Genomic DNA, 14,102 nt, shown 5'->3' with positions numbered 1-14,102 from the left:
GACGGCGTGATCATCGAACGAGCGGCGCCGGCGGACGCCGGGGAGATCCTCACCGTGCAACGGGCGGCCTACGTGAGCGAGGCCCAGCTCTACGGCGACCCCTACATCCCGCCGCTCGTCGAGTCGCTGGAGCAGCTGCGCAAGGCCATCGAGAGCGCCCTCGTGCTCAAGGCGCTCGACGGCGGCCGCCGCATCGTCGGCGCCGTACGCGGGCAGCTCTCCGGCACCACCTGCCTGGTCGGCCGGCTGGTCGTCGTACCCGACCGGCAGGGGCAGGGCGTCGGCACGGCGCTGCTGCGGGCGCTGCACGAGCAGGTGCCGGAGGCGACCGCGTTCGACCTGTTCACCGGGCACCTGTCGGCGGGCAACCTCAAGCTCTACCGGCGGCTGGGCTACCGGGAGACGCACCGCGAGCGGATGGACGACCACCTGATGATGGTCCACCTGCGCCGGGAGCCGGAGCCGTCCGGCGGTGCGCCGTCCGTCCATCGTGGATAGGCTTCAGCGGTGCTGAAGATTGGACTCACCGGCGGCATCGGATCAGGCAAGAGCGAGGTGTCCAGGCGGCTCGCCGCTCACGGGGCGGTCGTGATCGACGCCGACAAGATCGCCCGCGAGGTCGTCGAACCCGGCACGGCCGGGCTGGCGCGGGTGGTCGCGGCCTTCGGCGAGGAGGTGCTCCGCCCCGACGGGGCGCTCGACCGCGAGAAGCTGGGCTCGATCGTCTTCGCCGACTCCCAGAAGCTGGCCGTGCTCAACGGCATCGTGCATCCGCTCGTGGGGGAGCGGGTGGCGCAGTTGCAGGCGGACGCGCCCGGCGACGCCGTCGTGGTCTACGACGTGCCGCTGCTGGCCGAGAACAAACTCGCCCCCATGCACGACGTCGTGATCGTCGTGGACGCGGCCGACGAGGTGCGCATCCGGCGGCTCGCCGAGCATCGCGGCATGGCGGAGACCGACGCCAAGGCGCGCATCGCCGCCCAGGCGAGCCGGGAGGACCGGCTGGCGGTCGCCGACGTCGTCATCGCGAACGAAGGGTCGTTGGAGGAGCTGGACGCGCGGGTGGCCGAGGTCTGGACCGACCTGCTGCGGCGAGGTGCGCGCGGCTGACCGGCCGTGCGCCGGCGGGCGGCCTGTCCAGGCCACCGGTCCCTGGGCTGGTCTGTGGACCACCGGTCCCTGGGCTGATCGATGGACCACCGGTCCCTGCGCTGGTCCGTGGGCCGGGCTTCGGGCCGGTCAGGAGGATTCGCGGGCTGCCTGGCCCTTGAGGCGGCCCGGGGCCTGCGGGGCCGGGGTGCGGGTGCCGGTGGTGTCCGGGGAGGTCGTGGTGGCCGTGGGGGCGGGGGTGCCTGAGTCCCCGCCGGTGCCCATGACCACGGAGTTTCCTTTGCGGCGTACCGGCTGGGGGCGGATGGCGCGCGGGCGGGTGGTGCGGTCGCGCGGGTTGCGGGCGGCCTGCGGCCGTACGATGCCCGGCGTGGTCGGGTAGGTCGTGACCGGTTGTGACGACGGCCGCGACGAAGGCGGCGCCGAGGGGGTCGTGACGGGCGCTGAGGGCGCCGTGACGGGCGCGGCGTCCACGGTCGGTGGCGTGGTGACCGACGCGGGTGCGGTGGCGGCGGGGCTGCTACGCAGTGCCGCCGCGGGCGGCGTCGGAGGCACCGACCCCGGGTAGGGCACGGGGTCCAGCGTCGTGCGGAACGCCGGGATGCCGATCAGCACCCCGGCCAGGGTCAGCAGCACCACGCCCACCGCCACGGCGGCCGTCTTGGCGGCCTGCGAGCGGCCCTCGCCCTCGCCCTCGCCCTCACCTTCGCCCTCGCGCGCAGGGCTGGTGCCCGGGTCCTGGGCCCACGGCAACGGTACGGGGGCCCGCTTGGGCATGACCTCCCGCCCGCCCGCTGCCGGGACACACTCCGCGTCGCCCGGCCCGGCGTGGTCGCGTCCGTCGGTCACGAGCCCAGCCTCCGGCAGGTAACCATCGTCCATTCCCTTCGCGATGCTCCGCGCCACCGAAACGATCTAGCCCTGGATCCTCCCACAGTCCGGCGGCCGAGCGCGGCAATCGCGGCAAAAGGGGCGTTCAGTCGAGGAGGTGGCGGGTCAGGTCGTAAAGGCGGCGGGCGGCGGCCGGGTCGAGCGTCGGGATCGACGGGTCCACCGGCGTACGGCGGTCGTAGGCGAGCAGCCGCCCGGCGGGCGGGTCCGCCATCAGCGCGATGATCGGTTCGATGGCCTTCTCCACGGGCTGCCCGGCGACCTTGGCGAGGAGCCGGACGAGCGTCCGCGCGGGCTGGGAGAGGCTGCCGGTGCCGCTGTCGGTGAAGCCCGGATGGTGCAGCAGGAAGCGGGTGCGCCCGCCGGGATGCACGTCCGGGTACGCGACGCCCAGCAGGTCCGTGGCCCGTCCGCCCTGCAGCATCGCCTTGATGCCGCCGTAGTCGTGGCCGAGCGACAGGTCGTCCCAGTGGATGCGGCCCTTCGTGACGCCGACGCCGCACACGTTCACGATCATCGGCTGGTCCCCTTTCTCCAGCAGGTCCGTGAGGCCGTGGCTGAGCAGGAGGCGGCTGACGTAGTAGAGGGCGAAGGTGGCCTCGTACCCGTCAGGGGTGAGGGTGCGGCTCCCGAAGTGCCGGATGGCGGTGAGGATCAGCCCGTCGAGGGCGTCGTGCCGGGCCCTGACCTCCTCGATCACCCGCCGGTTCTCCGCGACCGAGGTCAGGTCGGCCCGTACGAACGCGGCCCGCTCCCCGGCCCCCAGCCGCTCCGCCTCGGCGAGGAGGGCCCGCCCCCTGCCCGGATCGCTGCCGACCACTGTCACCCGGTCGCCGGCCCGGAGGTGGTGCAGCGCCAGGCCGCGCCCCATCCCGGTCGTGCCGCCCGCCACCACGTACGTTCCCATGCCGTGCTCCCGTCGCCAAGTCATCGTTCGATGACTTGAAGGACCGTAACATGCCCGGCCGATAGGATGTCAACAGTCGATGACCAGGAGGGGCGATGGCGAAGAGGGACCGGGAGGCCACGAGGGCCCGGCTGCTGGAGGCCGCCCGCCTGCGCTTCGCCCGCGACGGCTACGACGCCACCAGCGTCCGCGACGTCGCCGCCGACGCCGGCGTGGACGCCACCCTGATCTTCCGCTACTTCGGCTCCAAGAAGGCCCTGTTCGACGAGGTCACCGCCGACCTCCCGGCCGGCCTCGCCGCGGACGGCCCGCCCGAGGAGCTGGTCGCCCGCATGGTCGGCGCGGTCGTCTTCCAGGACTGGACCGGCTACGGCGGCGAGCACCCGCTGGTGGCCATGCTCCGCTCCTCGGCCCACGAGGACGCCCGCCTGCGGATACGCGAGGAGGTCTGCGGCACCTACGTACGGGCCCTCGCCGACCTGGCCGAGGGCGAGGACGCCGAGCTGCGCGCCGAGCTGCTCAGCGCCTGGCTGGTCGGCATCGGCATCCTGCGCTCGGTCGTCGGCACCCCGGCGCTCGCCGGGGCGGCCACCGCCGACCTCGCCCCGCACATCGAGAGCGTGGCGACCGCCCTGCTCGGCCGCCCCATGCGCGGCACGTCAGAAGGGTGAGTCCAGCGGCACCTGCCGCACCCCGGGCAGGTACGGATCCAGCTCGCCCAGCTCGAACCGCGACATCCCGATCACGTGCCAGAACTGCCCGCCCGGCTCGCCGTGCAGCTTGTAGCGGCCGTCGGGGGCCAGCGCCGCCCACCCCTCGGGCAGCCCGAGCAGCGTCGCCCGCCGTTTGCCGCCCGACCAGAGGATCACCACGCCGTCGTCGCCCGCGCTGGCCAGCAGGTCGTCACCGGCCGGGCTGAACGCGACCGACCAGACCCGCCTGGTGTGCCCGGCCAGCGCGTGGAGCTGCCGCCCGGTCGCCACGTCCCAGACCCGGACGAGCTTGTCGTCGCCGCAGGTCGCCAGCCGCGCGCCGGCGGCGTCGAAGGCCACGCCCCACCACCGCCCGCCGTCGCCGCCGAGCGTGCGCCTGAGCCGCGGCTGCCAGGGCTGGCCGGGCAGCAGCTCCCACATCAGGGCGCGCCCGTCGTTGCCGGCGCTCGCCAGGAGCCGCCCGTCGGGGGAGAAGGCCACGGAGTAGACGCGGTCGGTGTGCCCTTCGAGGGTGGCGATCCGGCCGCCCGAGGCCACGTGCCAGATCCGGACGAGCTTGTCGTCGCAGCCGGTGGCCACGTACGAGCCGTCGGGGCTGAACGCGATCGAGCGCACCCGCCCCCGGTGGTCGAGCAGGTTGGCCGCCAGCCGCCCGGTAGGCCGGTACCAGATGCGTACGCTGTCGTCGTCGTTGGCCGTGGCCAGCAGGTCGCCGTCGGGGCTGAACGCCTCGGCCCACACGTGGTCGGTCTCGGCGTGCAGCTCGCGCTCGTAGTCGCCGGTGACGGCGTTCCACAGGTGCACTCCGCCGTCGTTGCTGGAGGTGGCCAGCACCGGCGCGGCGGGGGAGAACAGCGCGGAGATCAGCCGGTCGGAGGTGCCGCTGAACTCGCGCAGCCGCCGCCCGGTGCGCGGCTCCCACAGCCGTACGACGCCGTCGTTGCCGCTGGTGGCCAGCATCGTGCCGTCGGCGCTGAAGCGTACCGACGAGATGCGCCGCCCGTGGCCGCGCAGCACCCGCTGGCACTGGCCGGTGTGGGGGTCCCACAGCCGCACGGTGCCGTCGTTGCTGCTGGTCGCGAGCTGCTGCCCGTCCGGCCGGTACGCGAACGGCCACACCGAGCTGCGATGCCCGGTCAGCTCCACCCGCGGCCCGCCGCCCACGGGCTGGAGACGGACCAGCCCGGCGGAGTCGCCGGAGGCGAGCACGGCGCCGTCGGGGCTGAAGGTGACCTGGTAGACCGATGACGCGTGCGTCGTGTGCACGCCGAGCGTGCGCCCAGACGGGTCCCAGAGCCGTACGCCGCCCGCGGTGTCGCCGCTGGCCAGCAGCGAGCCGTCCGGCGCGAACGTCAGGCAGTAGACGCTGCCCGCGTGCCCGGTGAGGGTGTGCAGCAGCCGCCAGGAGGCGGTGTCCCAGAGCCGGACCGTGCCCGCCTCGTCGCCGGTGGCCAGCAGCGTGCCGTCGGGGCTGAGCACGGTGCGGTAGACGCCGCCGCGGTGGCCGTCGAGGGTGTGCCGCATCTGCCCGTTCTCCAGGTCCCAGACGCGTACGGCCCCCGCCGCGTCGCCGGTCACCAGCTCCGAGCGGCTGAAGGCCGTCGTGTAGACCGGCGCCTGGTGCCCGGCCAGCTCGTGCACGGCCCGTCCGGTCGCGCTCTCCCACACGCGGACGACGCCGTCGCCGCCGCCGGCCGCCACCAGGTCGCCGCCGGGGTTGAGACGCACCGGCCAGACGCCGTCGGGGTGGCCGGTCAGGGTGCGCAGCCGTTCGCCGGTGAGCGCGTCCCACAGGATGACCTGGCCGTCGCTCGCGCCCGTGGCCAGCAGGTCGCCGGCGAAGGAGACGGCGTAGACGCGGCCCCGGTGACCCTGGAGCGTGCGCACCGGCGCGCCGCCCGCGCACAGCAGCACGCCGCCGTCCTCGTCGCCGATCGCGACCGTGGCGCCGTCGGGGCTGTAGGCGATCGGCTCGGGCAGACGGCTGGTCTGGAAGTGGTAGCCGTAGGGGACGCCGATGCCGGCGGGGGCGAACTCCACCTCGACCGGCTGCCCGGGCACCACGGCCGCGCCGGGCAGGTGCGGCAGCGTGCCGGTGACGTTGATGAGCGCGGCCCGGTGCCAGCGGGCGCCCGTCACGGTCACGTCGCTGAGGTCGGTCTGCGCCAGCCGCGCCCCCGACAGGTCGGCGTCGGTGAGGTCGGCCCCGGCGAGCGTCGCGCCGTCGAGCCGCGCGCCCGCCAGCCGGGCCCCGTGCAGGACCGCCCGCGACAGGTTGGTGCCGGCCAGCGTGGCCTCCGACAGGTCGGCGCCGGTGAGATCGACCTCGCGCAGGTCGCGGGCCGACAGGTCCTCGCCCTTGAGGTTGGCGCCGCGCAGGTCGGCGCGGGCGGGGGTGCGCAGCCGGGCGGCGATCTTGACGGCGTTGGCGCGCGGGACGTCGCCGGCGGGCGGATCGGCCACCCAGGCCCGCAGCGCCCGTACGTCCGCGAGGTCGCACAGGAACTCCACGGTGAGCGCCGACAGCGGGTGGCGGGCCAGCAGGGCGAGGTCGCCCGTGGCGAGGTGCCTGGCGATCAGCCACTCCATGACCGAGGCGTGGATGAAGCCGAACATGCCCTCCTCGGTGCGTACGAGCAGGCTGCCCGAGCCCATCGCGTGCGCCGCGTGGGCGGCCGAGAGCTGGCCGCCCGCCAGGTCGGTGAGCGTCTCGCCGATCTCGGTCAGCTCGTCCACGCCGAGCAGCGACTCGCCCGTCTCCCACAGCCGCAGCGCCAGCGCCGTCACCACCTGCCACAGCTCGCCGGTGGTCAGGGCCATCGCGGAGCCGGGCACCCGGGCCCGCCGCTCCTCGAAGGCCAGCCACGAGCCGAGGATCTCCTCGTACAGCAGGGCCGGGCTGATCGTGTGGCGGGCCCGCGCCACGGTGCGCAGCCGGTCGGCGTCGAGGTCGGCGATGAAGGAGAGCATGCGCGGGTTCTGGGCGAGTGCCAGCAGGTCCGTGAGCTCGCCCATGAGCGACATGCGGGCGTGCGCCTCGTCGCCGTCCTCGAACCGGTTGTCCAGGTAGGAGCGGATCTGGTCGTGGGTGAAGTCTTCGACGCTGAGCACCCGCCGCTGCGGCAGCACCCCGACCATCTCGCCGAGCGAGGTGAGCACCTGGCTGTGCGACTTGAAGTGCTGGGTGCGGCTGGCCACCACGACCTTCGCCTTGTCCTCGGCCGCCGCCAGCAGGGTCGCGAGGTGGTCGGCCGCCCGGTCGTAGGTCAGCCGCGTCACCAGCTCGTCGAACCCGTCGAACAGCAGCACGATGCGCCCCTGCCGCAGCAGGTAGCGGAACGCCTTGAGATCGATGTACTCCTCGCCGTGGGAGGCCAGGTGGGCCGCGACCAGCGCGTCCACCGAGTGCGCCTTGTCCAGGGCGCGCAGCTCGATGAGGATCGGCGTCAGGTGCGGCAGCTCGGCCGGGATGCGCCGGGCCAGCTCGCGCAGCGCGAACGTCTTGCCGTGCCCGAAGTCTCCGAGCAGCAGCAGGAAGCGGCCGTGGTCGGTGGCCAGCAGCCGCATCATCTCGTCCGTCAGGCCGTGCCTGACCTGGCCGCCGGGGCGGTCGAGCTCGCGGAAGCGCTGCGGGACGTACAGGTCGGGCGGGTAGCGGCGGTCGCCGATCAGCCGCGCGGTCTGCTCGCTGACGTAGCCCGTGAGGTCGAGCAGGCCCTGGAACTCGGTGAAGCTGCGCAGCCGCACCCCCTGCCGCATCAGGTCGTCGCGGATCCAGCGGGGCGCAGGCGGGCCCTGGTGGACCAGCTCGGCGGCCAGCCCGGCGGCGTGCGCCTGCCGGGCGAAGGTGTCGGCGGCCTCCTCGGTCACCTCGCCGACGTGCGCGCCGATCATCAGCTGCCGGACGAACCCGTCCTCGGGGTGGGTGACCACGAGATGGGCGGGGAAGCGGCGGATCCTGGCCCGCTCGTGGCGCGCCTCGCACACCTCGGCGATCCGGTCGAGCAGCAGCTCGACCGGGGTCGGCGCGCGCTCGTCCGGCTTGGGCCGCGGCGGCGGCACGTCCAGGGCGCGGCCGGTGAACGTCGCCTGCGCGCCCCGCCACCTCCCCGGCACCCGCTCCGGCACGCCCTCGTCCGGCAGCCACGTGCGCATGCCGTCGGGGGTGATCTCGACGACCTGGTGCCGCCCGGCGCGCGGCGCGGCCACCCGGCCCTCGCCGCCGTGCCCGGGGCCGCCGTGGAAGAGCAGGTGGAGGCGGTGCCCCAGCAGCCGCTCGAAGGTCGGCGCGTCCCGCAGCTCCCGCGGCGGATGGCCCATCGCGCCGAGGCGCAGCCAGCCGCTCTCCTCGTACGGCCGCAGCCGCTCGGCGAACCAGGCCGCCTGCGCCTCGCCCAGCAGCGCGTACGCGTCCCGTTCGAGGTGGCTCATCGCCATCGTCGAGTTGAGCGCCGCCACGACCACCTTGAGATCGGGCACCTCGAACAGCGTCCACGGCTGCCCGCCGTCGAACACCCGGTCGTCCAGCCCCTGGTAGACCTCGCCGAACAGCCCGGCGAAGTGCCGCCACTTCGGCCAGTAAGGAGGCTGCGGGCTCACGTCGTCGGCCTCGCACGTCATGAAGTAGGCGCTGGCCGCCGCCTTGGTCACGTCGCGCGGGCCGGGCAGCAGCACCAGCCGGTGCGGCTCCAGCCCGAGCAGCAGCCGCAGGTCGGTGACGAACCTGGTGGCCTGCCCGAACTGCCGCAGACTGCCCGACTCGGTCAGGTCGCCGCTGACGACCATGAGGTCGGGACGGGGGGTGCCGCGGTCGTACATCGCGGTGAGGTCCGCCCAGATGCGCGCCTGCATGTCCTCGGGCGTGAACGGGTCGCCCGGATCGGGCAGCGCCCGGCCGAACCGAGGGCCGCCGATGTGCAGCACGCTGACCGACTTCCGCCCGCCGGCGGGGCCGGCCGCGGGCGGGAAGGCGGGCGCGGTCACCGGGGCGCGGCGGTTCCGGGCCCGCTCGGCCGGGGGCGGCAGCGTCGGCGCGGGCGCCGGCGCGCGGCCGCCCCGGCCGGCGTCGGGGAAGGCGGGGGCGTACTCCGGCTTGGCCCGGCCCGCCAGCGCCTCGCCGACCCGGCCCAGCAGCAGCGCCCTGGCCTGCCCGGGGTCGGTGACGCCGAGCAGATCCACCCAGGTGATCGTGGACAGCAGCCCTTCGAGCTGGACGTCCTCCAGGCGGATCGTCACGAGCTTGTTGGAGGGGTTGTCGGGATCGGCCCGCAGCGCCGCCTGCCACTCCATGCGGCCGTAGCGGGAGGTCAGGTAGTTGCGCGAGAGCACGGCGACGACGAGCTGGGCCTCGCTGACCCCGCGGTCCATGAAGTCGATGAAGTTGGTGCCGGGGACGAAGTCCCACGCCTGGATCATCGTCCGGTAGCCCGCCGCCTCGAGTTCCCAGGCGATCCACGTCGCCCACGCGGTGTCGGCCGGGGAGTAGCTGACGAAGATGTCGGTCGGCCTGCCGTCACGTGCCATGCCGTCAGTATCCCCCGCGCGCAACGCGGGTCATGGGGTCTTATGCGATCATCTTCGCGTGTGGCGTCTCAGTCTGCTCGACTGGATCAGGATCGGCCTCCTGGTGCTCGGCCTGGTGTTCGTGGCGACCGGGCTGCTGCCGTGGGAGGCCGCCGCAGAGAGCCTGGACGAGATCTGGCCGCTGCTGATCTTCCTGGTGGCGGTCATCGTGCTGGCCGAGCTGACCAAGGAGGCCCAGGTCTTCGACGCCGTCGCGGCGCGGATGGCGGTGGTGGGCCGCGGCAACTACGCCGCCCTGTTCCTCCTCTGCACGGCCTTCGCGTCGTTCGTCACGATCTTCCTCAACCTGGACACCACCGCCGTCCTGCTCACCCCCGTCATGCTGGCCCTCGCCCCGAAGGCCCGCATCGCCCCGCTGCCGCTGGCGATGACGACGATCTGGCTGGCCAACACCGCGAGCCTGCTGCTGCCGGTCTCCAACCTCACCAACCTCCTGGCCATGGACAAGCTCGGCCTCGACGCCCAGGAGTTCGCCGCCCGCATGTGGGCGCCGCAGATCGCGGCCATCCTGGTGACGATGGCGTTCCTGTGGGCGTTCTTCTGGCGGCGGGGGGAGCGGGGCGACCTGCGCTACAGCCCGCCGGTGCTGGAGCCGGTCGGCGACCGGGTGCTGTTCGGCGCGGCGTCGGCCGGTTGCCTGCTGTTCATCGTGCTGCTGCTGCTCAAGGCGCATGTGGCCGTGGCCGCGGGTGGGGCCGCCGCGCTGGTCCTGGCGGCGTTCCTGCTGCGCGCCCGGGAGCGACTGTCCTGGCGGTTGTTCCCGTGGCAGCTCGTGGTGTTCGTGACCGGGCTGTTCCTGGTGGTGCCGACGCTGAGCCGGCACGGTCTCGCCGACCTGATGACGTGGATGATCGGCGCCGAGGGCGACCCCTACCGCACCGCCGCCGTGGGCGCGGGCCTGTCCAATGCGATCAACAACCTGCCCGCCTACAAGGCCGTCGAGGGTGTCATCCCGGCCGCCGACCAGGACCGGCTGCTGTCGCTGCTGGTGGGCACCAACGTCGGCCCGGTGGTGACGCCGTGGGCGTCGCTGGCGACGCTGCTGTGGTTCGAGTCGTGCCGCCGGCACGAGGTGCGGGTGCCGATGGGCCGCTTCCTGCTCACCGGCGCCGGGCTGGCCGTGGTGGGACTGGCCGCCACCGTCTGGGCGCTCTGAGAGCCGCGCGGGTCAGGCCGCGGCGAGCTGGTAGGCGCCGGCGACCGCGCCGAGCGCCCAGCGCATGCGCCGCGCGTACGCCTCGGGGTGGTCGCCGGCCTCCTGCGCCACCTGACCCGCGCACCGGGCCGGGTCGCCGCCGCACGCGCACAGCCGCTCGTCCACGGCCGCGCGGATGGCGTACGGCGAGAGCGCGTCGGAGGGCTGCAGAGCGGTCGTGAAGAGCACCTGCGCGAGTTCGGCCGTGGTCATCATGTCGGGCTCCCCTTCCGTGTGCCGTCGTCCAATAAGACCCCGGACGGGAGCGGAACTCATCGGCTTGCGACACACTTCTTCCGCGTACTTCTGCACAAAGCGGATCAGCGGAGCAGCGCGAGCAGCCCGGGGATGGCGCGCGGATGGGCGGCCACGAAGCTGCGCCGCTCGGCGGGCGCGTCCATGCACGCCTCGAACGGCCCGCCGTCCAGCGTCCTGATGTCGAGCCCGGCCTCCACGGCCAGCAGCGCGCCCGCCGGCAGGTCGACGGCCTCGGCACGGTAGCCGACGATGCCGTCGATGTCGCCGCGCGCCAGCATCGCCCACGACAGCAGCGGCGCCCACAGCTGCAGGACCCGGCGCGAGGCCCGCTCCATCGCCTGCTTGAGCGCGCTGCCCCTGGCGTCGTCCCTGGCGACGCCGTAGCCCTGGGTCCAGGCCAGCAGCGGGCCGTGCGGGCTCGGCGCGTACGGCGGCGCGAGGCGCGCCCCCGAGGAGGCCGTCGCCCCCCGCCCCCGCAGCGCCGACCACGTCTGCCCGGACACCGGATCGTGCACCACGCCCAGCACCGGCCGCCCGTCCCTGCACAGCGCCACGCCCACCACGTACGCGGGCAGCCCGATCGCCACGTTGTTGGTGCCGTCGAGCGGGTCGACCAGCCACGTCCACTCGCCGCCGGCCGCCCCCACCAGCCCGGACTCCTCGGCGATCACCGAGTGGGACGGGAACGCCGTCAGGATGCGCTCCAGCAGCAGCTTCTCGGAGGCGAGGTCGAGGTCGGTGACGACGTCGCCGGCCACGCCCTTGGCCCGGACCCCGATCGTGCCCCGCATGCCCTCCCTGAGCAGATCCCCCGCGGCCTCGGCGGCCTCGACGGCGACCGTGCGAGCGTGGTCCAGGTCCATCGGCTACCCCTCAGGTCAGGCGCGCGGTGACGAGGCGGACGGCGAGTGCGGTCTCGCCGGGGTCCAGGTGCTGCCTGGACACGCGGTGCGGGCCGGCGTCGAGCGGCCCGAGCGACAGGTCGTGGCTGCCCGGCCGGCCCCGGCCGAGCGCGATGGTGGCGGCCTCGCCGCCCTCGGGCACCACGCTGGAGTGGAAGCGGCCGGCCGGCAGCGTGTAGGTGTCGCCGGGGCCGAAGACCTCCACGAGGCCGGTGGTGTGCCGCACGGTGCGGCCGGTGGGCGAGATGCGGTCGCCGGAGGCGTCGCTGACCACCTCGAACACCCGGTGCGTGGCCTCCGCGCCGGCGTCCGCGACGATGACGTGCACGTTGCGTATCTGCCCGTAGAGCACGTGGCTGAAAAGGTCCCAGCTGTGGCAGTGGATCTGCGAGGTGGTGCTCTCGGCGTGGACGAGCGAGCCGGTCCACAGATGGACGCAGACGCCCTCGTCGCCGTCGCGCTCCAGGGGCAGGCACACGAAGCCCAGCGGATGGCGTACGGCGCTCAGCGGCCGTTGCAGCGCCTCCAGGGCCCATTCCCGCGCCTGCCCCGCCGTCAGCCTGCGGCGTACGTCCCGATAGCTCATGGTCCGTAGGGATCCACGGCGCGCAGCGCCTTGCGCGCGATGTCCACCACGTCGCGGCCGTCGTACGACTTGGGCAGGGGCATGCCGATGTGCTCGAACAGCTCCTGCACCTCCTCGATCGTCGGCTCGTCGCTCAGCGGCACCTTCTTGTACATCTCCAGCGGCACCCGCCGCGCCTGCTCGAAGCTGAGCCGCAGCTCGGTGTCGCAGTTCTCGTAGTAGAAGGTGCCGGCGAGCGCGGTCATCGCCATGTTGGGGTCCTCGACCGTCATGATCAGGCGGGTGCTCGACAGGTCCCACCTGAACGTGGTCATCGTGGCCGACAGGCCCACGGCGATGTCGAGCAGGCCGTAGCGCTGGCGGTGCCAGAAGGCGGCCAGGACGGTCGCGTACGACTCCTTCCTGACCCGGTCGGTCGTCCACGTCTCGCCGGTGGCGTCGGGCGACTCGGACAGCGAGCGGCGGTAGTGGGCGTAGGTCTCGCACACCTCGGCGTCGGCCGGGTCGAGCACCTCGACGCGTACGGTGAGGTGCCGCTTGTCCCTGCGCGCCGCCGCCACGCACAGCGGCAGCGTGACCGCCCGCAGATAGGTGCCGGTGCCGCCCTTGAAGCTCCAGCGGGCGGTGTCCTTGCGCGCCTCGGCGTGCGACTGCGCGATCTCCTGACGGCTGCCCAGCACCCGGACGAGCTGCAGGGCGTCGAGCGCCCGGCGGGTGCTGTGGGCGAGGCTCTCGATCTGCTCCATGCGCGCCAGGCGCACCGGCAGCTCGGCCAGCGCGCCCGAGGTGATCGTCCGCTCGACGGGGGCCTGGCGCAGCCGGTCGCGCAGCAGCGCGGTGGCCACCAGCGCGAGGATGACCAGCGTCGCGGCGTTGACGAGCTGGCGCTGGATGTCCTGGCCCTCCTTGCCGAACATCTCGTCCGGCATGATGCCGAGCACGCCCACGACGACGGCCAGGATCAGGGCGATGGCGCCGTCGGCGTTGCGCGCCGCCCACGGCGCGGCCCGCTTCATCGCCCACACGAACCGTGCCATCTTCGCCCCGCCGTCCGACGATCAGTCAGTCCCCGAGGTCATGGTAACGACCACGCCAGGAGACCACCAGAGAACGATCACGTGGCGAAAGATGCCGGTGACTTCGCCCCGGGCGGCACCCTCCGCCCGGAGCGTGACCCGTCTCAGAACCAGCCGCGGCGGCGGGCCATCTGCTCCAGGCCCTGCTGCAGCGCCTGCTCCGCCGCGTGCGGCGGGCCGTCGTAGTGGACGGTGAAGCGGTTGTAGGCGTCGTGGCTGGAGGTCAGGAAGCCGCCGCGCTTGTCGGCCTCCAGGATGACGTCCATCTGCCGCGGCCCGGCGATGAACGTCAGCTCCAGCTCGTTGAAGTGCCGCCGCCACTGCCCGCCGGCGTGGTACTCGATCTCCTGGAAGAACGGCATCGTTGAGCCGTACAGCGTGCCGCGCTCCAGGTCGGCCTTCTTGAAGTGGAAGCCCATCCGGTCGAGCGCGGCGATGACGTACTCCTGGGCCGGCAGCGGGCTGACGAACAGCGGGTCGAGGTCGCCCTTGTCGAGCGCGCCGGCGAGGGCCAGCTCCGTCTGCACGCCCAGCTTCATCCCGTGCAGCGGGTGGCCGCCGATCGCGCTGATCGGCGTCTCCCACGGGATGGCGATCTGGAACGGCTGCTGGTGCTGAGCTCCGGCGGTGAGCTGGAACGTGCCCGCGACCTGCTGGCGCAGGAAGCTGTAGCTCGTCTTGTACTCGTTGTCGCCGGACTCCACCTCGACCACGGCGGTCAGGTCGATGTAGATGCCCTCGACCTTGTAGTCGCTGTTGCCGCCGCGGAAGTTCACCACGCCGTGCAGGCTCTCGCCCGGCCGCACGCCGGTGTTCGTCAGGACCGTGTCGACCTCGACGCCCGCGCCGAACGCGGCCATCAGTTTGCGGAACACCATGGG

General features: G+C 73.6%; 12 protein-coding genes. 4 read left to right on the top strand and 8 right to left on the bottom strand.

The genetic code is table 11. The annotated features are described in order from the left end of the window. Positions 1-9: 9 nt before the first annotated feature. A complete protein-coding gene (locus tag BMW85_RS01585) occupies positions 10-498 on the top strand; it encodes a GNAT family N-acetyltransferase (protein ID WP_091077103.1) in 489 nt (162 codons plus the stop codon). A gap of 9 nt (positions 499-507) precedes the next feature. Continuing rightward, positions 508-1,110, top strand: a complete 603-nt coding sequence (gene coaE / locus BMW85_RS01580) for a dephospho-CoA kinase (RefSeq protein ID WP_091075886.1) — start codon at positions 508-510, stop codon at positions 1,108-1,110. Between the two features lie 129 nt (positions 1,111-1,239). Here coaE and BMW85_RS49180 read toward each other — a convergent pair whose 3' ends face one another. Next, positions 1,240-1,959 (bottom strand): hypothetical protein, encoded by a 720-nt coding sequence (locus BMW85_RS49180; RefSeq protein ID WP_177240449.1) that lies wholly within the window; start codon positions 1,957-1,959, stop codon positions 1,240-1,242. Positions 1,960-2,086: 127 nt separating this feature from the next. Continuing rightward, positions 2,087-2,908, bottom strand: coding sequence for an SDR family NAD(P)-dependent oxidoreductase (locus BMW85_RS01570; protein WP_091075881.1), 822 nt, complete (start codon positions 2,906-2,908; stop codon positions 2,087-2,089). Between the two features lie 95 nt (positions 2,909-3,003). Between BMW85_RS01570 and BMW85_RS01565 the strand changes: the two genes are divergently transcribed. Continuing rightward, positions 3,004-3,579 (top strand): TetR/AcrR family transcriptional regulator, encoded by a 576-nt coding sequence (locus BMW85_RS01565; protein ID WP_091075879.1) that lies wholly within the window; start codon positions 3,004-3,006, stop codon positions 3,577-3,579. On the opposite strand, the gene BMW85_RS01560 is transcribed toward BMW85_RS01565, so the two are convergent. After that, positions 3,568-9,144, bottom strand: a complete 5,577-nt coding sequence (locus tag BMW85_RS01560; RefSeq protein WP_091075876.1) for a WD40 domain-containing protein — start codon at positions 9,142-9,144, stop codon at positions 3,568-3,570. The genes BMW85_RS01565 and BMW85_RS01560 overlap by 12 nt on opposite strands. A 58-nt stretch (positions 9,145-9,202) precedes the next feature. Here BMW85_RS01560 and BMW85_RS01555 point away from each other — a divergent pair, with 58 nt between their 5' ends. After that, positions 9,203-10,360 (top strand): ArsB/NhaD family transporter, encoded by a 1,158-nt coding sequence (locus BMW85_RS01555; protein ID WP_091075873.1) that lies wholly within the window; start codon positions 9,203-9,205, stop codon positions 10,358-10,360. Between the two features lie 12 nt (positions 10,361-10,372). Here the strand turns inward: BMW85_RS01555 and BMW85_RS01550 are convergent, their stop codons facing one another. From BMW85_RS01550 to BMW85_RS01530, 5 genes are all read right to left on the bottom strand, one after another. Further along, complete coding sequence (locus BMW85_RS01550) at positions 10,373-10,615, bottom strand: hypothetical protein (protein ID WP_091075871.1); 243 nt, start codon at positions 10,613-10,615, stop codon at positions 10,373-10,375. 104 nt (positions 10,616-10,719) lie between these two features. Beyond that, the gene (locus tag BMW85_RS01545) at positions 10,720-11,520 is read right to left on the bottom strand and encodes an inositol monophosphatase family protein (RefSeq protein WP_091075868.1); all 801 of its coding nucleotides are present in this window, start codon (positions 11,518-11,520) and stop codon (positions 10,720-10,722) included. Between the two features lie 10 nt (positions 11,521-11,530). After that, positions 11,531-12,145 (bottom strand): hypothetical protein, encoded by a 615-nt coding sequence (locus BMW85_RS01540; RefSeq protein ID WP_091075866.1) that lies wholly within the window; start codon positions 12,143-12,145, stop codon positions 11,531-11,533. Continuing rightward, positions 12,142-13,182: a hypothetical protein gene (locus BMW85_RS01535; protein ID WP_245774549.1), complete on the bottom strand. Its 1,041-nt coding sequence runs from the start codon at positions 13,180-13,182 to the stop codon at positions 12,142-12,144. The genes BMW85_RS01540 and BMW85_RS01535 overlap by 4 nt, the downstream gene beginning before the upstream one ends. A 143-nt stretch (positions 13,183-13,325) precedes the next feature. Further along, on the bottom strand, positions 13,326-14,099 hold the full coding sequence (locus BMW85_RS01530; RefSeq protein ID WP_091075864.1) for a sporulation protein: 774 nt from the start codon (positions 14,097-14,099) through the stop codon (positions 13,326-13,328). Positions 14,100-14,102: the final 3 nt, after the last annotated feature.

The organism is Nonomuraea wenchangensis (assembly GCF_900111685.1).
GTDB classification, from domain to species: domain Bacteria; phylum Actinomycetota; class Actinomycetes; order Streptosporangiales; family Streptosporangiaceae; genus Nonomuraea; species Nonomuraea wenchangensis.
The sequence above is the reverse complement of the archived record's forward strand: the minus strand, read 5'-3'. Positions and strand labels throughout refer to the sequence as shown.